The sequence below is a fragment of the Chitinophagales bacterium genome (assembly GCA_019694975.1).
GTDB lineage: Bacteria > Bacteroidota > Bacteroidia > Chitinophagales > UBA10324 > JACCZZ01.
Genome location: JAIBAY010000003.1, coordinates 209,579 through 233,910 on the forward strand (window position 1 = coordinate 209,579; position 24,332 = coordinate 233,910).

The 24,332-nt window shown below is 46.1% G+C and carries 15 protein-coding genes; 7 read left to right on the plus strand and 8 right to left on the minus strand.

Annotated elements, in window-relative coordinates; translation table 11 throughout:
* Positions 1-72: 72 nt before the first annotated feature.
* The 4 genes from K1X61_07355 to K1X61_07370 all read right to left on the minus strand — a co-directional run bounded on the left by K1X61_07355 (position 73) and on the right by K1X61_07370 (position 4,785).
* Positions 73-1,653: a T9SS type A sorting domain-containing protein gene (locus K1X61_07355; protein ID MBX7108444.1), complete on the minus strand. Its 1,581-nt coding sequence runs from the start codon at positions 1,651-1,653 to the stop codon at positions 73-75.
* A gap of 221 nt (positions 1,654-1,874) precedes the next feature.
* On the minus strand, positions 1,875-3,128 hold the full coding sequence (locus tag K1X61_07360) for an OprO/OprP family phosphate-selective porin (GenBank protein MBX7108445.1): 1,254 nt from the start codon (positions 3,126-3,128) through the stop codon (positions 1,875-1,877).
* Positions 3,125-3,523, minus strand: coding sequence for a Rieske (2Fe-2S) protein (locus K1X61_07365; GenBank protein ID MBX7108446.1), 399 nt, complete (start codon positions 3,521-3,523; stop codon positions 3,125-3,127). Before K1X61_07365 ends, K1X61_07360 begins: the two co-directional genes overlap by 4 nt.
* Before the next feature lie 44 nt (positions 3,524-3,567).
* Positions 3,568-4,785 carry a thiol oxidoreductase gene (locus K1X61_07370; GenBank protein MBX7108447.1) on the minus strand — a complete coding sequence of 406 codons (1,218 nt, stop codon included), beginning with the start codon at positions 4,783-4,785 and terminating at the stop codon, positions 3,568-3,570.
* On the opposite strand from K1X61_07370, the gene K1X61_07375 reads away from it, so the two are divergent.
* Positions 4,784-4,927: a hypothetical protein gene (locus K1X61_07375; protein ID MBX7108448.1), complete on the plus strand. Its 144-nt coding sequence runs from the start codon at positions 4,784-4,786 to the stop codon at positions 4,925-4,927. The genes K1X61_07370 and K1X61_07375 overlap by 2 nt on opposite strands.
* Here the strand turns inward: K1X61_07375 and K1X61_07380 are convergent.
* A complete protein-coding gene (locus K1X61_07380; protein ID MBX7108449.1) occupies positions 4,911-5,579 on the minus strand; it encodes an FMN-binding negative transcriptional regulator in 669 nt (222 codons plus the stop codon). The two genes, K1X61_07375 and K1X61_07380, sit on opposite strands and share 17 nt — an antisense overlap.
* 194 nt (positions 5,580-5,773) lie before the next feature.
* A complete protein-coding gene (gene thiL, locus K1X61_07385; protein ID MBX7108450.1) occupies positions 5,774-6,817 on the minus strand; it encodes a thiamine-phosphate kinase in 1,044 nt (347 codons plus the stop codon).
* A 234-nt stretch (positions 6,818-7,051) separates the two neighbouring features.
* Between thiL and K1X61_07390 the strand changes: the two genes are divergently transcribed.
* Both K1X61_07390 and K1X61_07395 read left to right on the plus strand, forming a co-directional pair.
* Positions 7,052-7,552 carry a YcxB family protein gene (locus tag K1X61_07390; protein MBX7108451.1) on the plus strand — a complete coding sequence of 167 codons (501 nt, stop codon included), beginning with the start codon at positions 7,052-7,054 and terminating at the stop codon, positions 7,550-7,552.
* A gap of 96 nt (positions 7,553-7,648) precedes the next feature.
* Positions 7,649-13,705 (plus strand): alpha-2-macroglobulin, encoded by a 6,057-nt coding sequence (locus K1X61_07395; protein ID MBX7108452.1) that lies wholly within the window; start codon positions 7,649-7,651, stop codon positions 13,703-13,705.
* A gap of 175 nt (positions 13,706-13,880) precedes the next feature.
* Here K1X61_07395 and K1X61_07400 read toward each other — a convergent pair whose 3' ends face one another.
* Positions 13,881-15,560 (minus strand): peptide MFS transporter, encoded by a 1,680-nt coding sequence (locus tag K1X61_07400; protein ID MBX7108453.1) that lies wholly within the window; start codon positions 15,558-15,560, stop codon positions 13,881-13,883.
* A gap of 406 nt (positions 15,561-15,966) precedes the next feature.
* Between K1X61_07400 and K1X61_07405 the strand changes: the two genes are divergently transcribed.
* The 4 genes from K1X61_07405 to K1X61_07420 all read left to right on the plus strand — a co-directional run bounded on the left by K1X61_07405 (position 15,967) and on the right by K1X61_07420 (position 21,559).
* Positions 15,967-19,503 (plus strand): PKD domain-containing protein, encoded by a 3,537-nt coding sequence (locus K1X61_07405; protein MBX7108454.1) that lies wholly within the window; start codon positions 15,967-15,969, stop codon positions 19,501-19,503.
* 49 nt (positions 19,504-19,552) lie between these two features.
* Positions 19,553-20,566, plus strand: coding sequence for a PorP/SprF family type IX secretion system membrane protein (locus K1X61_07410; protein ID MBX7108455.1), 1,014 nt, complete (start codon positions 19,553-19,555; stop codon positions 20,564-20,566).
* A gap of 97 nt (positions 20,567-20,663) precedes the next feature.
* Positions 20,664-21,038, plus strand: coding sequence for a hypothetical protein (locus K1X61_07415; protein ID MBX7108456.1), 375 nt, complete (start codon positions 20,664-20,666; stop codon positions 21,036-21,038).
* Between the two features lie 50 nt (positions 21,039-21,088).
* Complete coding sequence (locus tag K1X61_07420) at positions 21,089-21,559, plus strand: hypothetical protein (protein MBX7108457.1); 471 nt, start codon at positions 21,089-21,091, stop codon at positions 21,557-21,559.
* A 266-nt stretch (positions 21,560-21,825) separates the two neighbouring features.
* Here the strand turns inward: K1X61_07420 and K1X61_07425 are convergent, their stop codons facing one another.
* Positions 21,826-24,282: a ribonucleoside-diphosphate reductase subunit alpha gene (locus K1X61_07425; GenBank protein ID MBX7108458.1), complete on the minus strand. Its 2,457-nt coding sequence runs from the start codon at positions 24,280-24,282 to the stop codon at positions 21,826-21,828.
* Between the last annotated feature and the right edge of the window lie 50 nt (positions 24,283-24,332).

Here is a 24,332-nt window from a genome sequence, read left to right on the forward strand (position 1 = left end):
TTTACAAGCTAATAGCAGATACTTACATCAGTTGGGTCAGTGATCGGTCTTTTCCGGTTTTTCGTTTACCTATTATTGAATCATCAACTTACCATTGGCTACTATCACTTCACCCGACTTCATTTGGTAGCTATAGACGCCGGGAATCCAGTTGCTGCAATCCAACTGCAGCCATGGATCGTTTGACAAGCTACTTGTGATTAATTTTCTTCCCGCCAGGTCAGCAACATCTAAGGTGAGCGCCTGATACTTCAACAAAATTTCATCCGGTATTTTCAGATGTATAGTTGTCGATGCCGGTTGCGGATAAACTTCCAACCGGATCAGCGGATGCCGGATTGATGCAATGCCTACCAATCCTTCCAGCTTAACAGTCCAGAAATCCTTTTTTCCATGATTACCGGTCACATCCATGTCAGCAGATTCGGAATAACCGGCAAGTACAAATCCTTCATCCGATGTCGGCCTCACGGCATAGCAAACATCATTCAAAGCACCACCGAAGTTGCGCTGCCAGTCAACATTGCCGGCTGAATCTGTTTTTATGATCCAATAATCCCATTGTCCGTAATTATCATCCACATCGCCATCAGACGACATTGAATAGCAGGAAAGAACAAGTCCATTTTCACCTATGTTTTCAATACCGGTTGCAACATCTGCCATGGTGCCGCCCATACACTTTGACCATAAAATATTTCCGGAGGCATCGAGTTTGACTAGCCATGCATCATCATCGCCATGATTAAAGATGACATCACCATCCGTTGAACCTGAGTAGCCGGCTACGATGAAAGTGCCATCGCTTAATGCTGTCACTGCATTGGCAGCATCATATCCGCTTCCACCGATGGAGCGCTGCCATTGCAGATTTCCGGTGGCATCTGTTTTAACTACCCACATATCGTAATCGCCGTGATTACCGGTGACATCACCGGCATTGGATTCCGAAAATCCCGCAAGAATATATCCACCGTCAGGGCATGCCCTCACATCTGCGGCTTTTTCATAATCTGGTCCTCCGTAACTTTTCTGCCAGAGCAAGGCACCATTGACATCCGTTTTCACCAGCCAGAAATCGCTGCTGCCATGATTGCCGGTCACATCGCCATCATTCGACTGAGAACCGCCGGCAAGAATCAATCCTCCATCACCAGCAACCCGCACACAGCCGAAATCATCATAGTAATTGCCGCCATAGCATTTCTTCCATTGCACGGTACCAGAGGCGAAGAGCTTAACGATCCAGAAATCATAGTCGCCATGATTGCCGCTTACATCTACATCATTGGAACTTGTGCTACCGCCAACAATATATCCGCCATCCGCTGTTTGGAGAACACTGCTTGCCAGGTCGCTGCCTGTACCACCCAGGTGTTTCTTCCATTGAAAATTCAGCGCAGGATCGAGTTTTGTGACCCAGAAATCATAATTACCACCATGCTGTACTTCCGTTGTTTTCAGCAGGTCGCCGTCGCTGGAAGTGGAACCACCGGCCAGCAGGTATCCGCCATCCTGCGTGGGAATCACATCATATGCGATATCATCCAGCGAACCACCCATCGATCGTTGAAACTGAATGGCAGGTGCCTGCGGATATACGGCAGTTGAAACAGATAAAGCCAGGAGCAATGAAGCTACCCTTCGGTACATAAAGCATTGTTGAAAGGCTAAATTAGGAAATGAAATGATAGCGGCTGCTTCCTATTATATTTCTCCAACGGATGCATGCTATTCACCTTTCTTATGTCATTCCGCCAGGATTGATGATTTTTGAAAAAATGCATTACAGATTTTTCAATGCTGCCAACAAGATGGGTTCATGCGATTGGCCGGCAGCAATATCTTGCCTGCCGTGAGGGAGTGCAGACCTTTTAGAAGTTGGAAGAAATGCCGATGATAAATCCGCCTGTAGTAGCAGGAGGATTGCCTGCTATGTCCTGCTGTTTCATGAAACGATAGTTCCACCGCACTACGGTTTGTGGCGTGGGACGAAAACTGATAGCCGGCATAAGGCTCCAGAGATCATCGGCGATGTTTCTGCCGGTATCTTTAAATGTTCCAATATTCCAGTCAACGTATTCAGCACGCAGCGCTATATAAATAGCAGCATTCTCCCAGCCGAGCATTCGTTTTTTAACAACCGGCTGTACTATATCAATGAATCCGCCACTTTGCCTGGTACCGAACTGTTCAAAATAGTCTTTGGGTACCTGCACGAATACCCAGGCAAATTCACCGGTTACAGCGGTATTCAGTTTGGGAGCCGTGGTATTAAAATCGATACAAACGATGTCACATCTGCGCTTTTCATCGATCATGACACCATCCTGCTGATATTTATTATATACGCCTCCCATCCAGGAAAGGCCCAGTTCACCGACCTTATTATTTCGCACCGCCAGTTTACCGGTTATCATGGGCTCACCGCTGTTACTGGCGGAGAACCTTGCCGGGTTTTCCTTCGCATGCGGAACATACGTTTTGTTGAGGTCATTATCAATAATGGTATTATCCAGGCCGTTCGTCAGGTAAAATTCGTAACCAAACATCCACTGCTGCGAATAACGCTTGCCAAAGAAACCAAATCCAGCATTGCTGAAAGTTGCCGGCAGCATTTGTGTTGATGCGATGGGCCTGTCGGTAAATTCCCATTTAGGTCCGTCATGGTTCTGATTAAAGCCGCCGATGGGATTAATAACTATACCAGCCCGCAGGTTAAACAATGGATGAAATTCAAAATCAAGGGCGGCATATTCAATGCCTATTTCCATAGCGCTGCCTTCCAGCTGTTCGTCTTTGTCATTTTCAAATTCTATCTCCGACAAAAATTTTATCCGTTTGGTGATACTTGATGCGATCATCAGGCTCATCCTGCGGAATTGAAATTCATGTCCGTCCGATACACCGTCGGTGCTGAGATGCTGATAGTTGATCTCTGCATAGCCACCGATTGATACCGGCGTATTGCTGATATGCAGAAACGGGCGGTCATAGATCGCATCCATGTTCATACCTGCTTTGGCAGTATCGGTTGCCACTCTTCTTAACAGCGTTGAATCAATTTGTGAAAATGCCTGTTCAGCGATCAAAGCAAAAACAGCGGCGATGAGAATAAATTTCTTCATGTCAGCAGTATTTTTAACTGTTTATCTTCAATAAGCACCTTGAATGATTTCAGATTTGAAGCGGCCGGCGCACTCTCTACCTTTCCTGTATTACTGAATTCACTACCATGCGCAGGGCATTGCAGTTTGTCGCCAAAAACCTGCAGCTCCGTTCCCTGGTGCGTGCATTGCATCCACAGTGCCGAATAGCTTTCTTCACTGAGGCGGTAAATGCATATTGGAAATTGGAGGGTATTGTTTTGCACCACCAGGTATTTTCTGAATTGCACCTGTCCGTTTTTGATCAGCTGAAATTCAGTCAATGGTACAATTAAAGCATCACCACTGATTGTTCCAGTTATGTAACTGGTTGCGGAACAACTCTCCAGCAGCGATGAAAGTGCGATGCCACTCAAACAGGCCAAGCATGATGTTTTGATGAATTGTCTCCGCTGCATCACTATAATGATTCGAGGAATTTTAAGAGTGCATCTTTGTCAGCCTGCGTGAGCAACTCATACCTGTTCCTGCTTACCTGTGCTTCTCCGCCATGCATCAAAATAGCTTCCTCTATTGAATGCGCTCTTCCATCATGCATGAGGAAAAGATCTCCGCCCTGTGCGTCCCGCGCCAAACCAAGTCCCCACAGTGGTGGCGTCCTCCACTCGGCAGTGGTGGCACTGCCTTCGGTGTATCCATCGTCGAGATCACTGCCCATATCATGCAACAGCAAATCGGTGTAAGGATGAAATTCCTGGTAGGCAAGCGGTTCAACCGGCGAATAACCGGTCTTCAGTGTTTGCTTGTGACAGGCCTCACATCCTGTATTGATGAAGATATTTTTCCCGGCCATCACTTCACCATCCTGCTGATCTCGCTGAAATGGTGTCTGCAATGCCTGCAGGTAAAAGACCGCTGCATTGACACTTTCATCAGTAATTTCAGGGTCGGCAGCCGGCACCGGATCAATGCCTTCCAGGTAATTGAATGGGTCAAAGGGAAGAAAAGATGTGGTTACTCCCATATCCTGATTAAATGCCTGCACGGTCTGCTGATGCAGGTTATAGGTGCTGGCTTTTCTACCAAAACGGCATATATACTTTCCGTCTTTAGTGATAGCATTTTGAAACGGTACTACGTAGGATGGGATATCATTCCAGTTAGGATGTCCGCGTACGCCATCAGGATGATTCGCATTGGCATCGGCCATTGCTATAATATCCGCATCTGAAACAAGTTCCAGGAATCCGATACCGCTGACAATGGGAGCAATGAATTTGGATGCGGTTGCATTGACAGGAATTTGCTCAGCAATATGTCCCTGTACAGCATGATTCTGTAACTGAGGGCCGCCCATGGCTAAGAACTGATTGCCTGTTGCATCAACCTGCCCAAACCTTGTTAGTATGGTGAAAGGGTGGCCGCGATTGTCACCGGTATGGCAGGATGCGCAACTGGTAGCTACGAACACCGGCCCGAGCCCTGTCTCTGTATGATACACCTCGTCAAATTCTGCTGCACCTTCATTAAAGATTTGGTATTGAGTGTAAGTAAGTCCATCAAGCGGAGCATCCAACGCTTCGTCAGCTATAGGTGCCGCAGGTTCCAGCTTACTGCAGGAATATACGATTGCAACAATGGAAATGATGATTGAAATGGCGGAAAACTTCTTGATCATGGGCAAAACATTTTTAACTACGTCGCCTGCAAAGATGAGCATAGTGTATAGTGATCAGGCTATTCAAAAAGGAAAATCTTTCACCCAAACGGGAAAATGGAGCAGCAACCGAAGCACCGGCCCGTTCAGGATAAAAATTTAGTGGCATCCCATGCAGTGCCGGGTGGAAACAGCTTATCCATTCTCTTCTTCATCTCAGCCGCCACCAATGCACTGCTGCCACTTTGTTGTTCCAAACGGCTGATAATATTGCGGTAGCTTTTTTCATCCCTGTTCTGGCTCAGCTTAAACACATGTTCGAACGATTCCACCTTGATTTCAAAAGCCACAATGGCGGGCAGCATTTTGTTAAGGAATTCCGGCGGAAGATTGTCATAGACAGTCGGTGAGCTGTGATCATTACCTTCAAAGCGGAGCGTGAGTTTTTTCAGCAACGATATTAATTCTTCTTCCGGCCGAAAAGATATTTTACCGGCTGCATGAACGCTCATATAATTCCAGGTAGAACCAATAGACGGGTTGGTGTACCATGCTGCGCTGACATAAGCATGCGGACCTGAAAAAACTGCAAGCGCCTGTGGATTCTCCAGTAAAGCTTTGTGATGATCTGTGTTCCGCATAATATGGCCCTGCAGGTAAAGATGGCCGTCGCGTTCTTCCATAAGCACCGGAACCTGTGTTGCCACCGGCCTGCCGGTTAAAAAACTCCCTGTTAAAAATGCAAACGGATAGTCATGCAAAAACTGCAGCAGCACATCCTTGTCTGCTTCTTTAAAATACGGAAGGTTGTACATATCAACTGGTCAATTTTTATGAAGAGATTTATATGCCGCTTAATTTGCCTTTAAAAGCAATCTGATCTTCCTGCAATAGATGAAAACATGAAGGTAAAAACAAGCGGAAAAGATTTTGCAATATCAGCCATCAGCCTTTTACAAGATTGTGAAAGCTAAACTGCCAAGTGCTGCAAATCAGCTTTACAAGGCGATTACCTTTTATTGAAGGCATTCCATCCTTGTGCCGTCAGCGGATGCACATTGTTACCCTTCGTAATCAGCACTGCACCTTTCTCTTTGTCAGTCATGTGGCCAATAACGGAAATATCAGGGTTGTTTTTCACCTTTTCAAAATCAGCAGGCGCAATCGTGCATAACAATTCATAATCTTCACCACCGCTTAATGCACAGGTCACCGGGTCGAGATTGAATTTGAGCGCCATATTATACGTTTCTTCAGCAACCGGAATTTTCGACTCGTACAACATGCAACCGAGCTGCGATGACTCACATAAATGAAGAATCTCTGACGAAAGTCCATCGGAGATATCAATCATGGATGTGGGTTTGAGCTGAAGTGACCTAAAAAGCTCGGTGATATCTTTGCGTGCTTCCGGCTTAAGTTGACGGCCGACTATATAGGATTGATTCTCGAGATCAGGCTGTACTCCGGGATTCTCGAGGTAAACTCTTTTCTCACGTTCCAGCAGCTGTAAACCAACATAAGCGCCTCCCAGGTCGCCGCTTACACACAGCAAATCATTCTCTTTCGCACCGCTTCTCAGCACCACATCTTCCGGATCGGCTTCACCAACTGCGGTAATGCTGATCACCAATCCCTTCAGGCTGGACGATGTATCACCACCTACCAGGTCAACTCCATATTTTGCACACGCTAAATAGATGCCTTCATACAATTCATGGATCGCTTCGAGGGAGAACCGGTTGCTCAATGCAACGGAAACGATGATCTGCCTGGGCGTTGCATTCATCGCATATATATCTGACAGGTTAACTACTACTGATTTATAACCCAGGTGCTTCATCGGCACATACATGAGGTCGAAATGAATGCCTTCTACCAGCATATCGGTGGTGATCACTACCTGTTTTCCTTCCTCAAAAGCAATTACCGCTGCATCATCTCCCACGCCGGTCTTACTTGACTCATTCACCAGTTCAATATTCTTTGTCAGGTAATTGATCAGTCCAAATTCTCCTAATTCACTTATTTCTGTCCGTGCTTCTCCGTTCATATTTTTTTTCGGTGAAGTTAGTGCAAATTAAGAGTGTGTTGGCAGCAGGCTGTTGCAACAATCACATTAAAGCCAGCCCATTGAATATCTGACCAATTGGTTACGGCTTGTTAAATGAATTTTGAGAAATTTGCACTTTCCGGTCAGGCTATTCAATACCTGTCATTGCAACAGCGCGCGATGACCTGCTGAAGCGCCTGTATCCAACCACCAATCACCCGGCTGTTTTTATCCATGCACTTCCGTTTTCAATACTCCCCTGCCATTCTGCAACGTGCTCACTCACTGCACTACAAAAAATTCTTTCTCTTCCAGTCGCGGCTGCCACTGATCATGGGATTCCTGGCTGTATGGGCCGGATTACTGTTGTTCCTCATTCTTGGAAAAGATGGTAACCGTTTCCTGAGTTTTTCATTGTTCCTTTCAGGCCTGCTCGTCATTGGCATCTATTACCGGCTGATGAAGACAACCGGAACCAGGGTGTACAAGCGGCTTAAGGATTATCATGAACCATTTGACATATCGGTAAATGATGAATCCATCCATCTGTCTGTGCATGAAAACACCTATGACATGCCATGGACGGAACTGAAAAAGGCACTCATTGCCACAGACATGATCCTGCTTTATCCATCGGAAAAAATGTTTTACATCTTCCCTAAAGAAAATTTCAGCGAAGGCGATTACGCTGTTTTTGAAACGATGGTCAGGCAAAAGATAGCGGCGATTCATTAGCTTTCCAGTTATGGAATCGCCGGTTTTGCCGCATCTTCAAGCTGCCTCGTTCTATCAAAAGTTGTGGCAATCATTCAAATCTTCACCCGTTCATTTATGCATTACCGTTCACTGCTTCAGTCAACTTCGCAAACTGTATTTATCATCATTGTCCTGTTATTGCTTAACCTGGCATTACTGTTTGCTTTTGGAAACCAATGGAAAACCGTAACACCTGTGATCAGCTATGATACATATGAAAAATTATGGAGGGAAGTGGACGCGCTCGAATCACAGGGACTGACCAAATCGGCTTTGGAAAAAGTAAATACCATCTATTCGATAGCCTTGAAATCGGATAATGCACCACAATTGGTAAAGTCGCTGATCTATACGGTAAAATATAAAGACGTGCTGGAAGAAGGAGAAGGTGAAAAAGCCCTGGAGGCATTTGAAAAGGCCATCAGCGAAAGCAAGTTTCCCGCCAGGAATATTCTTGAATCTGCCGCGGCAGAACTGTACTGGAGCTATTACCAGCAAAATCGCTGGACGTTTGCAGAACGGACACAGCTGTCAGATCAAAACGGGCAAGGAGTGGCAACCTGGGACCTTCCGCATATTGTACAACGGGCTACAGCGTTGTACACCGCATCGTTGCTGCATGCTGACTCTTTACAGCAGACTGCCATCACACCATTTGCTGCGATTTTGGAAGAAGGCAATATGCCGGAATCTTTGCGTCCTACCTTGTATGACTTTCTCGCTCACCGTGCACTGGATTTTTTTACCAATGAAGAAGCTTATGTTACGCTGCCCGCCTATAAGTTTGAAATCACCGGTGAAGAACCCTTCCAGCCCTATGAAAAATTTATCACACTCAACTTTACCACCGTTGATACCACATCCGGAAAATACCAGGCGCTGCTCATTCTGCAACATTTGCTTGCTTTTCACAGTAAAGAAAAAAATACGGCTGCGCTGATTGATGCCGACCTCAAGCGATTTCAGTTGCTGCGATCAAATAGTGTACATGATCTTAAAGATTCTCTTTACCTGAGCGGTTTGCAACAACTGGAAAACCGCTTTTCCAATGATTCGGCAAGTGGTGCTGTTTCTTTTACCATTGCCCAATACTTTGTTGAACACAGCAGCAACTATCAGCCGCCGCGTATCACGGTTGGTCAATTTGACAAGCAAACGGCAATGCGCTACTGTGACAGGGTAATATCAAAATTCCCTGCATCGGCAGCGGCAGATGACTGCCGTGCTTTGCGTTCGGGCATACTGCAGAAAAATATTTCGCTCACCGTCGAAAGCGTGAACCTGCCGGACGAACCTTTCCGCGCCCTGGCTGAATATCAAAACACTGACTCCGTTTATTTCAGGATCATACGCAACACGCCGGCAATGGAAGAACGGGCACAGCAAGCTGATGCGGAGAAAATGATAACGGAATACCTCCGGCAGCCCGTGCTGCAATCGTGGATGCAATCATTTACTGATCCGGGAGATTATCAATCACATGCTGCGGAAATAAAGATACCCGCAATGCCATTGGGCAACTACATCATATTATGCTCTTCCACTGCCGGTTTTTCTTTGCTGGATGGAGGTATTGCTAAAGCCGCTACCACTGTTTCCAACATCGGATATATCACGAAGCGATACAAGGATCATTACAGTGTATATGTTTTGCACCGTGAATCAGGAAAGCCATTGCCCAAGGTGGAGGCAAAGCTTTTATCGCAACAGTATGATCAGCAAAGCCGTAGTTACCGGTTCCGCGAGGAAGGCCGTTATACTACTGATCAACAAGGTTATTTTGAAATTCCTGCAACAACAGGCGGTCGTAATTTCAGGATTGAATTTACAACTGGCGAGGATAAACTTTTGGCAGATGACTATTTCTATCTCTACCGCAACAACGCAGTTAAAGAGAAAATTACCCGCACCATCTTTTTTACAGACCGGTCTGTTTACCGTCCCGGACAGGCAATTCATTTCAAAGGTATCGTGCTCGAAAATGAAAACGATAAGAACATATTGAAATCAAACTTCAGTTCTGTTGTGGAGCTGATAGATGTGAATGGCCAAAAAGTGAGCGCACTCGACCTCGTGACAAATAAATTCGGCAGCTTCCAGGGAACATTCACCGCGCCTGTAAATAGCCTCAATGGCAGCATGAGCATTCGCAATGCATCCGGCAGCGTTGAAGTTTCCGTTGAAGAGTATAAGCGGCCAAGGTTCGAAGTAATGTTTGATACGCTGCAAAGAAGCTGGCGACTGAAGGACACTGTAAAAGTGGTTGCAATGGCAAAATCATTTGCAGGCGCCAACATAGATGGAGCAGCGGTAAGTTACCGTGTCGTGCGGCAAGCCAGGTTTCCAATATGGTACTATGGCCGTAAACGTGTAAGCTCCAGCCAGTATACACAAGCGATGGAGATTAGCAGCGGCACCACCGTTACCGACGCCAGCGGCGCCTTCACCATCTCCTTCCCTGCCATTCCTGATCTGAAAATTCCTGCTGCTGAAAAGCCACAGTTTGATTACCGAGTGATAGCCGAAGTGGCAGACATCATGGGAGAAACACGCAGCGCGGAAACAGTGGTTACCATTGGCTATGTTTCCATCAATGTTGATGCAGCAATTCCTGAAAATGTTTCCGCTGATTCGGTCAGTCAAATTGCGATTAAAAGCGAAAATCTGAATGGTTTCTTTGAACCGGCGCAGGGCACTGTTGTCATCTCGCATTTGGTGCAGCCAGGCAGAATATTCCGCGAAAGGTTGTGGAAACGGCCCGATCAGTTTGTGATGACCAAAGATGTATTCTACCGCCTGTTTCCAGCGGATGTTTACGACAATGAAGATGACTACACAACCTGGGAGAAACAACTTGCCGTATCATCGCAAACTTTCAATACTGCCATTTCAGGATTCATAACGCTGCCGGCAAATCTACCGGCCGGCAAATACGAGCTGGCTTTACAGGCACAGGACCGTTATGGTGAATCTGTCACGGTGAAGAAATATTTTACCGTGTCAGGTGCCAAAGATAAAAACCTTGCCCTGCCGCAGTCGTGCTGGTTTTCAGAATTGCCGAAAGAAGCTGAGGTAGGAAGTATTGTACCGTTTCAGCTTGGCACATCAGAAAAAGATATCCGCGTGATCTTCGAGGTGGAGGCAAAAAATCTGCAGGAACGAAAAATTATCCTGGTGAAGAAAGGCAAGCAATCGCTCTCGCTGCCGGTATCGGAGGAGATGAAGGGCGGTGTGAACATCAATGCCCTCACCATCAGGCATGGAAGAGTGTATTCATTCAGCAGGACCATTAATGTACCTTATACCGATAAGGAACTTAAACTTGAGTTTGAATCTTTCCGCAACAAATTATTACCCGGACAAAGCGAACAGTGGAAAATCAGGATTTCCGGTTACCGCGGAGAAGCTGTGGCTGCAGAAATTGTAGCCTCATTGTATGACGCATCGCTTGATGCCTTCAAACCGCATACATGGCCCTTCAGTATAGAAAATATTTATTACCCCTTTTCCAATTGGGAAGGCGGTAATTGTTTCGGGACGCATAATGCTGAGTTGTATGCTCCCGGCTGGTCAGCTTCTCTTTCTTATCACTCGCCGGTTTACGACCGGCTGAACTGGTTTGGATATAATATGGGATATGACTACCTGCGGCGCTCCGATATTCTTTATGCTATGCCGATGATGGCGGAAAAAGCGGAAGACGGCGACATGGAAAAAAGGAAGGAGGTCGCCGATTCAAATGCCAATGCCGTTCAACCGGGCGGGAAGGCGGCGGAACAACCTGCTTCCCTCATCAGGAAAAATCTGCAGGAGACGGCATTCTTCTTTCCACAACTGCAAACCGACTCCACCGGCGTTGTCATCATCAGCTTCACCATACCCGAAGCCCTTACACGATGGAAACTGCTGGGCTTTGCACACACCACTGACTTGCAGTATGGCATGATCACCAAGGAACTGGTCACGCAGAAAGACTTTATGGTGATTCCGAACGCACCCAGATTTTTCCGCGAAGGCGATCAGCTATCCTTTACCGCTAAGGTTACCAATCTTTCAAACGAAGATCTGAGTGGTACAGCCACCCTGCAACTGTTTGATGCAATCAGCATGCGGCCTGTGGACGCACCATTTGAAAACAGCAATCCTGTAATAAAATTCAGCGCAGCAAAACATCAAAGCAGCGCGTTAACGTGGACAATCAAAATCCCTGAAGGAATAGAAGCTGTTAGCTATAGGGTAATGGCAACATCCGGGCAGCAATCAGATGGTGAAGAAAATATATTACCCGTATTATCGAACCGCATGCTTGTTACGGAAAGTCTGCCATTGAACATCAGCGGTAATCAAAGCAAAAGCTATTCCTTTACTAAACTTCTTCAATCAGGTGCTTCTTCCACCATCAAAAATCACAAGCTCACCCTTGAATTCACCGGTAACCCGGCCTGGTATGCGGTGCAGGCATTACCGTATATGATGGAATATCCTTATCAATGTTCAGAACAAACATTCAACCGATTCTATGCCAATGCGCTGGCAAGCAGTATCGTAAAGAGCACTCCGCGGATACAGCAGGTATTTGATACGTGGAAAAATCTGCCCACTGATGCTTTCCTTTCGAACCTAGAAAAAAACCAGGAGCTGAAAACAATGATGCTGCAGGAAACACCGTGGGTGATGCAGGCAAATGATGAATCTGATAGCAAAAAGAGGATTGCCCTCCTTTTTGAAATGAATAGGATGAGCGGGGAAATGGATGCAGCGTTATCAAAGCTTGAACAATTGCAGATGACCAATGGTGGCTGGTCGTGGTTTGCAGGCGGGCCCGATGATCGTTATATCACACAATATATTGTAACCGGCATAGGCCATTTGCAACGCCTCAACGCCCTGAAGGAAAATGACCGGACGCAACGCATGTTGTCGCTGGCTGTTCCATATCTTGATGAAAGGATAAAGGAAGAATATGAAGAGCTGCTCCGTCATCATGTTAAACCGGATCAGAATAATTTCAGCTATCTCACTGCACAGTATTTGTATGCACGCAGCTTTTTTACCGACATGGCCGTGAGCGCGGCAAACAAAAAGGCTTTCGATTACTATCAGTCGCAGGCACAGCAGTATTGGATGAAGCAAGGCATTTATGCGCAGGGTATGGTGGCACTCGCCCTCTTCAGAATGAATGATAAAAAAACACCTGCTGCCATTATCAGGTCGCTTAAAGAAAACTCCATTACGCAGGAAGAACTCGGTATGTATTGGAAAAGCAACAGTGGCGGTTATTACTGGCACCAGGCACCCATTGAAACACAGGCATTACTCATTGAAGCATTCGATGAAATTACCGGAGATGCCGTTTCGGTTGATAACATGAAAAGCTTCCTACTGAAACAAAAACAAACCAATAACTGGAAAACAACGAAAGCAACAGCCGAAGCCGTCTATGCATTGCTGCTTCGCGGAAGTTCATGGCTGGATGCACAACCTGCCATCACCGTATCGCTTGGCAAAACGATCGTTGACCTGTCATCGCAGTCTTCCGAAGCCGGCACCGGATATTATAAATACAGTTGGCAGGAAAAAGATATTCAACCGCAGATGGGCGAAATAAAAGTGTCGCGCAAAGGGCCGAATGGAATCAGCTGGGGTGCTGTGTACTGGCAGTATTTTGAGCAGCTCGATAAGATCACTCCATCCACGAATGGCATTAGCACACCGCTTTCACTGCAAAAGAAATTATTTATACAACGCAATACGGCTGCCGGCCCCGTACTTGAATCAGTTACCGCAGCAACACGCCTGAAGCCCGGCGACCTGGTAAAGGTGCGCATCGAACTCCATGCAGACCGCGATATGGAGTACGTGCACATGAAAGATCAGCGTGCTGCATGTTTCGAACCCATCAATGTGCTGAGTGATTACAGTTGGCAGGATGGATTGGGATATTATGAAGAGACGAAAGATGCCAGCACCAATTTCTTCTTCAACCATTTACCGAAAGGCACTTATGTATTTGAATATCCATTGCGCGTACAGCTGAAGGGCGATTTTTCCAATGGCATCACTACCGTTCAATGCATGTATGCTCCTGAATTTACAAATCATTCGGAAGGTGTAAGGGTGGTAATAAACTGATTGTGCAGCAAATTGACCGCACTACGACAGTCATTCACCTGTTTTGTTGCCAAAGCAGATCGGGAGGCAGGCAATTGTCCGCTTTATAGCATGCATTGAAGCAAATGCAGTGACTACAAAAAAAATGACGCCTCCTATGAAAGCGTCATTGGCAATAGCATGATAAAGAGAGGGCCTAATCCATTCCTGTCTTTTCCCGCACCACTTCACGCAGCCATTTAACCATGCTGAAAAGAATGACTGCGGCAATCATGGCAGCAACAAACAGGATGAGGAAGTAGTCTTTCTTATCAGGAAACTTATCCCAGAAGGTGGCCATGAGCCCTGATATTTTACCGGCGATGGAATTAATAAGGAACCATGCACCCATCATCAGTGCAGTGAGTCGCGGCGGTGCCAGCTTTGAAACCATCGACAAGCCGATCGGGCTGATCAACAATTCGCCAATGGTGAAGATGGCATAGGTTCCTATCAGCCAAAGCATGTGTGATTTATTCTCGTAAATATTGGTTGACATTACTGCAAACACCATCATCAGCGATGAAAGTCCGGCCACGACCATGCCAATACCAATTTTGGCCGGTGTAGAAGGTTCCTTCTTTCTTTTCCGCAACCATCCGAAAAACCAAACGGCGATAAGCGGTGTAAAAAATACGATGAAAAACGGATTGATAGACTGGAACAATTCAGGTGAGAGCAGTTTTTGTTCTGTCCCTTTTGCGGGCCATTGTTCTTTCGGAAGGTTCAATAGATACTGATCAACCCCTTTTGTCTGAATCGTGTTTCCTTTTTCATCGAGCACGGCCGCAAAATATTGATCTACTTTGGTGACTTGCACAGAGTCGGAAGTTACCGTCTGTAACATGCCAAATGGCTTGGTCCAGGCTACACCTGATTCAGACATACTCCTGTCAGTATAAGTATCAGCCCAAATCGTAAGCGCCGTACTGTTTTGATTATAAATGACCCAAAAAACGATAGATACGGAGAAGAAAGCCAGCAATGCTCCGAGGCCGCGCTTATCTTCCTTAGACGCACGTATCAGCAGTCCGCCATAAAAAATGATGATCGGTACACAGGCAAACATAAATGCATCATTTGATTTTGTGCCGAATATGGTATTACCGAGGATGGCACTGATGTTCCACCCGAGTATACCGGCGAGAATAGCCGGGAGAAAAACAGAAGTCATGATTTTGCTGATCGGCATATCTTCCTTTTGTAATGGCTTTTTGACATCTCCACTCACTATATGCTGATCTTTATAGTTGAGCCCGAAAATGATCAGCGCCAGTATCATACCTACTCCGGCCGCAGCAAATGCATAACCCCATCCGTAGTAGTTACGCAGGTACGCTGCCACGAAGTTGCAGAAGAATGCTCCGATATTAATCCCCATGTAGAATATTCCATAAGCTGCATCCTTTCTTGGTTTCAGCTCCTCTTCCGTATAAATGTTACCCAGCAACGTGGAGATGTTGGGTTTAAAAAATCCGTTGCCTACAATAATAAACAAGAGTGAAATGTACATGGCCAGGTCACCCTGCATCGACATTCCGAGGTAGCCAATTGCCATCAGCGAGCCGCCAATCATAATGGATTTACGGTAGCCGAGAAAACGGTCTGCGATCAGTCCGCCGATGAATGGGGTGAGATACACCAATGCGATGAAGGAACCAACGATGTCTGCAGCGTTGGCATTGTCAAGCCCTTTACCGCCGCTTCCCGTAGGATCGATCAGGTATAAAAGGAATATCCCAACCATCAGGTAATAACCAAAACGTTCCCACATCTCGGTAAAAAATAAAATGTACAGTGCTTTGGGATGTCCCCTTTTAATGGCAGTTTCAGGCATGATTTATTTTTTTGATTGCTGGTAAAAATAGCAGAATTATCGGAAAACCGATCGCAGCAGAAATCACCGGTTCATGACCTTCAGCATGCATGAAAGAGATTACAACCTCCGGCATGCTGTTGGCGAATTATGCATGCTGCCATCAAAGATCTTCGCTGCTTTTTTAATAAACACGGATGTCGCAAAATTATGCAACACTGCTTATACCTGATTGCATCCATGGAAACCTGAACGGGTTGGAGCTATCTCATTCGACAAACATCCTGATTATTGCAGACATTCAAGGGGGCATGCGACAAGCTAAAACCTAATGACACGCTGTTCCGCTCTATGCGGTAATAATGTTCCTCTGCCCGTATGCAACACTTAAATTTCTAAACTGGTCTATTCTTTATAATTTTAGTCAATGAAGTATTTTACATCGCCGGTGGCAACTTGCTGTTTATTCGTGTTACTATCAACACAGCTGCTGCATGCCATGGATTATCCGACATCGGTGACTCCTTCAGGTCAGTTGCGGTTCATAGAAAACAAAAGACAATGGGATGATAAGATACTTTATAACGCCAAAGTATGGGCCGGTGATCTTTTCCTCGAAAAAAACACTTTTACTTATTACTTCTTTAATCCCGATGATCTCAAAAAAGTGCATCATCAGCATGATACGTCCCGGTTCACCATCCATGCACATGCCTTTAAGGAAATATTCGTGGATGCAAATCCTGATGTGATCACCTCAGCTGCTTCCCCTTCTTCCGGCTTTTATAACTATTTCATTGGCAACGATCCTTCCCGCTGGGCCACAGGTGTGAGAGATTATGCACAGGTAACTTATGATGAACTCTATAAAGGCATTGACATGAATGTGTATGCCTTCGGTCCCAACCTGAAATATGACCTGGTGGTTGAACCGTATGCAGATGCCGGGCAAATACAGATACAATATGTGGGTGCCGACCAGCTAACGCTGCAGGGCGGAAATCTGTTGATAAGCACTTCCGTCGGCAATTTCACAGAGCAAAAACCTTATGCATACCAGGTAGTGAATGGATTTAAACATGAAGTCGCCTGCAAGTTTCAACTGAAAGGAGATCTCCTGACTTTCAGCATCAACAAGAATTATGATCACACGCTTCCGCTAATCATCGACCCGACCCTGATTTTCTCCACCTATACCGGCAGTTCAGCTGATAACTTTGGATTTACCGCCACATATGATGCATCCGGCGCCATGTACCTCGGCGGACTGGTGCACAGCGCCGGTTACCCGGTTAGCACAGGCGCCATTCAGATTAACTATGGTGGCGGCATCAATAACACCTCGCAATATGCCAGCGACATGGGCATTACCAAAATCTCAGCGGCAGGCAATGCGATGATCTGGTCAACGTACCTCGGCGGCGGCAGCAATGAAACGCCGCACAGCTTGTTTGTAGATAACAATGGCAACCTGTTGATCTACGGAAGAACCTATTCAAACAACTTTCCTGCCGTTGCAGGTTCATACGATGTAGTCGCCAACGGTGCCGCCGACATCGTGGTATCAAAAATTAATGCTGCCGGTAATGCACTGCTGGCCAGCACTTATATTGGCGGAAGCGGAGATGATGGTGTGAATTATAATGCATCAGAACCGGTGCAGGGAAAGCTGAAAGTGAATTACGGCGATGATGCCCGCGGTGAAATTATTGCCGATGAAAACAACAATGTATATGTTGCCACCTGCACCAGGTCTTCCAACTTCCCGGTAACAGCCGGCGCCTTTCAGCCAGGCAGCGGTGGCGCTCAGGATGGATGCGTATTCAAGCTGAGCGCTGATCTTTCAACCCTCTTATGGTCTTCCTATCTTGGCGGCAATGATGAAGATGCCTGCTATTCACTCGATGTTTACAACAACGAAGTATATACATGCGGCGGAACCATGAGCACCGATTTCCCGTCAACAGCACTCGCTTTGCACAGCAATTACCTGGGTGGCACCTCTGACGGATTTGTGGCGCACATCAATAGTACCGGCACCGCTTTGTTACAATCTTCTTTTATAGGTACACCGTCTGCAGACCAGGTCTATTTTATCAAGCTTGACAAGTCGGCCAATGCTTATTTTTTCGGGCAGACTGCAGGTAACTATCCTGTTTCGGGCGGAGTTTACAGCAATGCCAACAGCGGACAGTTCATTCATAAACTGGATCCAACTTTGGCAACAACTGTTTACTCCACTGTTTTTGGAAACGGCAACGGCGCACCCAATATATCGCCTACCGCATTCCTTGTTGACACATGCGAAAATATTTATATCTCCGGCTGGGGCGGTGATGTATTCAGCGGATGGCCGCAGTTTTCAATGAATATGCTCAACATGCCACTCACCCTGAATGCCATGCAAGCCACTACTGACGGTAATGATTTCTATCTCGCCGTGTTTAAAAAGAATATGACGCAGCTGATGTATGCCACCTACTTCGGAGGTTACAGTGCGCCCGGCAGTGACCTGGCAACAGAACATGTAGATGGCGGCACCAGCAGGTTTGATAAAAACGGAATCGTTTACCAGGCCGTTTGCGCAGGATGCGGCGGAACTTCACTTACACCCACCACCACCGGAGCACTCAGTGAAGTGAACGGCAGCTTCAATTGTAATGAGCTCGGTTTCAAGATGGAGATTAATTTATTTGTCGTTACCGCCGACCTCGCCGCTTTTCCAACAGCCACCGGTTGTGTTCCGCTCAACGTGAGCTTCACCAACAACAGCGTGAATGCTTCGGATTATTTCTGGGATTTTGGCGATGGGTTTACTTCTACCGAAACTACGCCAACACATGTTTTCACCGATACCGGAACATTCCAGGTGATGCTGATAGCAACGGATCCTACGGCCTGTGTGCCGGTGGATACCGCTTACACTACCGTGGTCGTTTACAATACTACCGTGAATGCCAGCTTCAACACAACACTTACCGACTATTGCGACTCATTGAAAGTAGATTTCAATGCTTCCACCACGGGCATCATCACTTCTTTTTTCTGGGATTTTGGAGACGGCACGAGTGCCACCGGTCAAAACACCAGTCATACTTATACTGTGCCCGGCGCGTACACTGCTTCACTCATCGTAAGCGATCCTTTATCCTGCAACCAGTTTGATACCATTGAACAGGTGATTGACTACACGCATGTATTGATTGCGGAACTCAGCAATACTGACTTTTTCGGTTGCCCGCCGTTCACTGTCAATTTCTCAAACACCGGTTACGGTGGTATTACATTCTCATGGGTTTTTGGTGACGGGCAGTCATCGGCTGAGCAGAATCCAACACATACTTATAGTACGCCGGGAACATATGAAGGTATGCTTGTGATCGGCGATCCTGCGGCATGCAATGTTTTTGATACTGCATTTTTCACGGTTACTGTTTTACCTTATCCGCCTGATGCAGCTTTCACGGCCGACCCAACCGTAGTCCAGGATTATGTTTCTGAAGTACATTTCTTCAACCAGTCCACCGGTGCATCATTCTACAACTGGGATTTTGGCGATGGCACCGGCAGCACCGATGAAAATCCGACACATACCTATTTGTTGAGCGGCGATTATCTCGCATGCCTTACGGCCAATAACGATGGTGGCTGCCCTGACCAGGTTTGTACTTTCATCACGGTAAGACTCATTCCGGTGGTGGATGTGCCGAATGCGTTTTCGCCAAATGGTGACGGGCAAAATGATGTACTCTATGTGCGCGGGCAAGATGTAAAAACACTTGGCTTCAAGGTATTTAACCGTTGGGGGGAATTGGTTTTCGAAACGAATAATATCAATAATGGCTGGAATGGTGTGTATAAGGGAGTGTTGCAGGAAATGGAAGTGTATGTGTGGACTTTAACAGCAACATTCAGCGATGGCAAAGCAGCCGTGAAGAGCGGTAATGTAACCTTATTAAGATAAGCATGGCCGGCTTACCATTTACCCAACCGGCTTACCAGCAGAAACCATCATGAAACGCTTCGCTTTCATATTGTTTTTTACATTAACGGTGATGCATTCGCTTCACGCGCAAGACATTCATTTCTCACAGTATTTCTCTACACCACTCACCATCAATCCCTCCTATACCGGTAACTTCACGGGAGATTATCGTGCCGGACTCAATTACCGGCAGCAATGGGGCAGTGTAACGATTCCGTATAAGTCATTTGATTTTTATGGTGACCTGTCATTCAATAAAAATTTCCTGCACCGCAATTATTTTTCAGCAGGTCTATACCTTGTTTCCGATAAAGCCGGCGATGGTGACCTCTCGGTGACGAAGGTGATGGTATCCGGAGCTTATCATATTTCTTTTGATGAGGAAAAAACAAGCCTTTTTTCTCTGGGCTTGCAGGCCGGATTTATCCAGAAATCGGTGAACTTCTCCAAATTCTATTTCGATAATCAATGGGCTGATGCCGGCTTCGACCTCGGATTACCTACCGGTGAAAATTATGCCGCACAGCAAACAAGTTATGCAGATGTGAATGCAGGTGTTTCGTATGCTTACAGCGGCTCAGATAAATTTTCCTTTCATTCAGGCATAGCGCTATATCATTTATTGCGGCCTGTTGAAACATTTTATACAAACAACACCAACCGGCTGGGTATCCGCCCTTCCCTGAATGCAGGTGCTGTCGTCCGCATCAGCGAACAGGTTTATGTCTATCCCAGCTTAATGTATATGTCGCAGAAAAAGGCCCATGAATTTCTTGCCGGAGGCATGGTTGGCTTATCCTTAAATACGGTTTCCGCCAATCAGTTGTTTGCAGGATTATTCGGCCGTGCCGGCGATGCGTTGATTCCTGTCATCGGTTATCAGTATGAACAATGGCGTGCCATGCTGAATTACGATGTTAATACGTCTTCTTTAAAAGCGGCGTCGGGCGGAAAGGGCGCATTTGAACTCTCTATCGTTTACACCGGATGGTATAAAAAACCAACCGGAAACATCATTGATGTGCCGTGCCCGAGATTCTGATGATGACGGCTTCCATCAGCTTCGTTAATGCTGCGAGGCAGTCAGCAATGAAAGGCTCCTTATTTTTGCTTCTGCTCATTCACGAAAATTTCATGCAATGCGGTTCATGCTGAATTCGATGCTGTGCATCTGCATGGCCTGCCTGCTTTTTTCATGCAATAATCAGCCGGCCGGCAATTCCACTGACAGTCAACTGACCGCCATCCATAACGGCATGAGTTATATCGAGGTGTTGGAAACGGCTGGTTTTCCCGATACGGTAATACAGGTAGGTATTACAACAGATACATTTGGCTTGCAGACAAAAACAGAGGAATGGCACTATGGAAATAATCAGCTCGTCGTATTGGTGAATGGAACCGTCAGCAGCATTGACCTCGACTTGCAGGCGACATACCGGCACATTCAGCACATCATTGATTCTGCGAGAGCTGCCGGCGATACTGATCAGTTGATCCGTCCGGAACGCTGAAATGTGGAGCAATCATTTTTTTCTCAGTACAATCATCTTTACATTGTTGCATGACATTCGAATTCCGGGCACATAAACCAGGAGCCTATCAGTGGTTTGCTTTGGCTTTGCTGACCATCATCTTACTGAATGCATGGCTGTTGCAAAGCCTTCATTCCATTTTACTCGACTGGAACAGCCTCATTCAGCAATCGGTCATCCTCGTGGTTCCATGGATTTTGTTCCTCTTTCTGCCATCCGTTATCAGCGGTATGTATATCTATTATTCGCTTGCCGCAAACTACCGGTTCACCATGACTGACTCAGCTTTTTCCATTCAACAGCTCAATTCAAAAAGGGAAACCAAAGGGGCGGTTAAAAGTTTTGGATGGACGGAATTAAAAGAATTCCGGTTCAGTGATTTTGAAGACAATGAATACTTTACTTTGGTTTTTACTGATACGAAAAATAATCTCATCCTTCACCGCGAATCAGGTGCTTTTGAAGAATTTTTCGAAGAGTTAAAGAAGTACATGAACTGACGAAGGATCGGGTTACTTTAGTTGATATGCAGTATATAAATATAATAAATAACATGTAATATTCCTATGAATACCCCTGCGTCCGCTTTGAGAAGCACCGGAACGCTGAATTATCTTATCACAGCTTCCTGTAAAAATAAGTTGCCTGCATTTGCCTTCCGATATTACAGATATTACGGTGACGAAAAAATTTCGCTTTATACCCGTACATAAAAAAAGCGCAGTCTCTCAACCGCGCTTCTGCTAAAAAACAAAAAATACTCACTTCACGATCCGCACATTAAGCAATTGCCATTCTCATCCAGCACACAGGCGTCGCCTTCTTTATAAGTGATTACTTCTGTTTCTACATCATTCTTTACGGCAGCAATCGTTTCTACAGCTGCAGCAGCGGCAGGTGCTGTAGCCGTTGCATACGCTGCCACCGCTTCTTCCGTTTCAGCTTGCGGCAATTCCACATGTTCCTTTTCCACTGTAAACTTCACGGCATCCGTTGCTGCTTTGGTACGTAAATAATACATGCCTGTCTTTAATCCCTTTTCCCAGCCGTAAAAATGCATGGAGGTGATTTTTGACACACTCGGTTCCTGCATGAATAAATTCAGCGACTGCGACTGGCAGATAAACGCGCCGCGGTCGGCTGCCATATCAATCACCACTTTTTGCTTGATCTCCCAAACAGTCTTGTAAATGTCTTTGATCGCTTGCGGAATCTCTGCAATGTTTTGAATGGAACCATTCGCTGCAATCACTTTATTCTTCAAGGCATTGTTCCAGATACCGAGTTTCACTAAGTCTTTCAAAAGATGCTTGTTCACCACAATAAATTCACCCGACAGCACCCTGCGCGTATAAATATTGGATGTATAAGGTTCAAAGCATTCGTTGTTGCCCAGAATCTGTGAAGTGGAAGCTGTTGGCATCGGGGCGAGCAGTAATGAATTTCTTACACCATGCTTTTTCACTTCTGCACGGAGAAAATCCCAGTCCCAGCGATCGCCCGGCGTCACATTCCACATATCAAACTGCATGACGCCTTTCGACATCGGCGAACCCTCATAGGTCTCATAGGTTCCTTCTGCTGCAGCCAGATCTTTCGATGCAGTGACCGCGGCATAATATATCGTTTCAAAAATTTCTTTGTTCAGCCGGATCGCTTCCGGTGAATCAAACGGCATGCGTAACTGGATAAATACATCGGCCAGCCCCTGCACACCAATACCAATCGGGCGGTGACGCAGGTTGGAACGCCTGGCCGCTTCCACCGGGTAAAAGTTACCATCAATGATTTTATTGAGATTGCGGGTTACCACCTTGGTTACCTCGAATAGTTTTTGATGATCAAACGCGCCGTCTTTAATAAAGCGCGACAACGCTATGGAAGCAAGATTGCAGACGGCCACCTCATCAGGCGCTGTATATTCAATGATCTCCGTGCATAAATTGGAACTCTTGATCGTGCCAAGGTTCTGCTGGTTCGATTTTTTGTTGCAGGCATCCTTGTACAACATATACGGTGTGCCGGTTTCAATCTGCGATTGCACAATGGCAAACCAAAGATCCTGCGCTTTCACCATCTTGCGGGCACGGCCTTCTTCTTCATATGTGGTAAAAAGTTTTTCGAATTCCTCACCATACACTTCTGCAAGTCCCGGCGCTTCATTCGGACAGAAGAGCGGCCACATACCATTCTCTTTCACGCGCTTCATGAATAAATCCGGAATCCAGAGCGCATAAAACAAATCACGGGCACGCATCTCTTCCTTGCCATGGTTCTTTTTCAAATCGAGGAACTCAAAAATATCCGCATGCCACGGTTCGAGATAAATTGCAAATGATCCTTTTCTCTTTCCGCCGCCCTGGTCAACATAACGTGCTGTATCATTGAATACACGGAGCATGGGAATGATACCGTTAGAAGTTCCGTTTGTGCCACGGATATAAGATCCGGTTGCACGGATGTTGTGAATGCTCAAACCGATGCCACCCGCCGACTGTGAAATCTGCGCGCAGGAACGCAGCGTATCATAAATGCCTTCAATGCTGTCTTCCTTCATTGTCAGTAAAAAGCACGATGACATTTGTGGTTTCGGTGTGCCGGCATTGAATAAGGTGGGTGTTGCATGCGTAAACCAGCGTTCACTCATCAGGTTATACGTTTCAATCGCCGCTTCAATATCATTGCGGTGAATGCCGATGGCGACGCGCATGAACATATGCTGCGGACGTTCGGCAATACGGCCATCCACCTTCAGCAAATAAGATTTCTCTAATGTCTTAAATCCGAAATAATCGAATTGAAAATCGCGGTCGTAGATGATACTTGAATCCAGCACATCGGTATGCTTCATGATGATCTCAAACACATCCTCAGCAAGCAGTGGAGCCTTTTTTCCGTTTTTGGGATTTACATAGTTGAAGAGATCATACATCGCACCCGAAAATGACTTCTTCGTGTTCTTATGCAGGTTGGAAACAGCAATCCTGGATGCCAGTGATGCATAGTCAGGATGGCGCACCGTCATCGATGCAGCGGTTTCCGCTGCAAGATTATCCAGTTCCGTTGTGGTAACGCCATCATAAATTCCTTCAATTACTTTCTTCGCAACGAGGATGGGTTCAACATGTTCCTGGTCTAATCCATAACAGAGTTTCTCAATACGGGCAGTGATCTTATCGAACTTTACCGTTTCGGTTCTGCCATCTCTTTTTATTACAAACATCTTACAGAAGATTAATTAAAGACAAACAACTAATGACTTTCTCGCGTCCT

Bases quoted from the DNA above. Each gene is read 5' to 3' on its own strand.
- K1X61_07415 (MBX7108456.1), top strand. From the start codon at position 20,664: ATGCGGTTCATGCTGAATTCGATGCTGTGCATCTGCATGGCCTGCCTG.
- K1X61_07420 (MBX7108457.1), top strand. From the start codon at position 21,089: ATGACATTCGAATTCCGGGCACATAAACCAGGAGCCTATCAGTGGTTT.
- K1X61_07375 (MBX7108448.1), top strand. From the start codon at position 4,784: ATGGGCAAAACATTTTTAACTACGTCGCCTGCAAAGATGAGCATAGTG.
- K1X61_07370 (MBX7108447.1), bottom strand. From the start codon at position 4,785: ATGATCAAGAAGTTTTCCGCCATTTCAATCATCATTTCCATTGTTGCA.
- K1X61_07410 (MBX7108455.1), top strand. From the start codon at position 19,553: ATGAAACGCTTCGCTTTCATATTGTTTTTTACATTAACGGTGATGCAT.
- K1X61_07400 (MBX7108453.1), bottom strand. From the start codon at position 15,560: ATGCCTGAAACTGCCATTAAAAGGGGACATCCCAAAGCACTGTACATT.
- K1X61_07395 (MBX7108452.1), top strand. From the start codon at position 7,649: ATGCATTACCGTTCACTGCTTCAGTCAACTTCGCAAACTGTATTTATC.
- K1X61_07380 (MBX7108449.1), bottom strand. From the start codon at position 5,579: ATGTACAACCTTCCGTATTTTAAAGAAGCAGACAAGGATGTGCTGCTG.
- K1X61_07425 (MBX7108458.1), bottom strand. From the start codon at position 24,282: ATGTTTGTAATAAAAAGAGATGGCAGAACCGAAACGGTAAAGTTCGAT.
- K1X61_07405 (MBX7108454.1), top strand. From the start codon at position 15,967: ATGAAGTATTTTACATCGCCGGTGGCAACTTGCTGTTTATTCGTGTTA.
- K1X61_07360 (MBX7108445.1), bottom strand. From the start codon at position 3,128: ATGAAGAAATTTATTCTCATCGCCGCTGTTTTTGCTTTGATCGCTGAA.
- K1X61_07355 (MBX7108444.1), bottom strand. From the start codon at position 1,653: ATGTACCGAAGGGTAGCTTCATTGCTCCTGGCTTTATCTGTTTCAACT.
- thiL (MBX7108450.1), bottom strand. From the start codon at position 6,817: ATGAACGGAGAAGCACGGACAGAAATAAGTGAATTAGGAGAATTTGGA.
- K1X61_07390 (MBX7108451.1), top strand. From the start codon at position 7,052: ATGCACTTCCGTTTTCAATACTCCCCTGCCATTCTGCAACGTGCTCAC.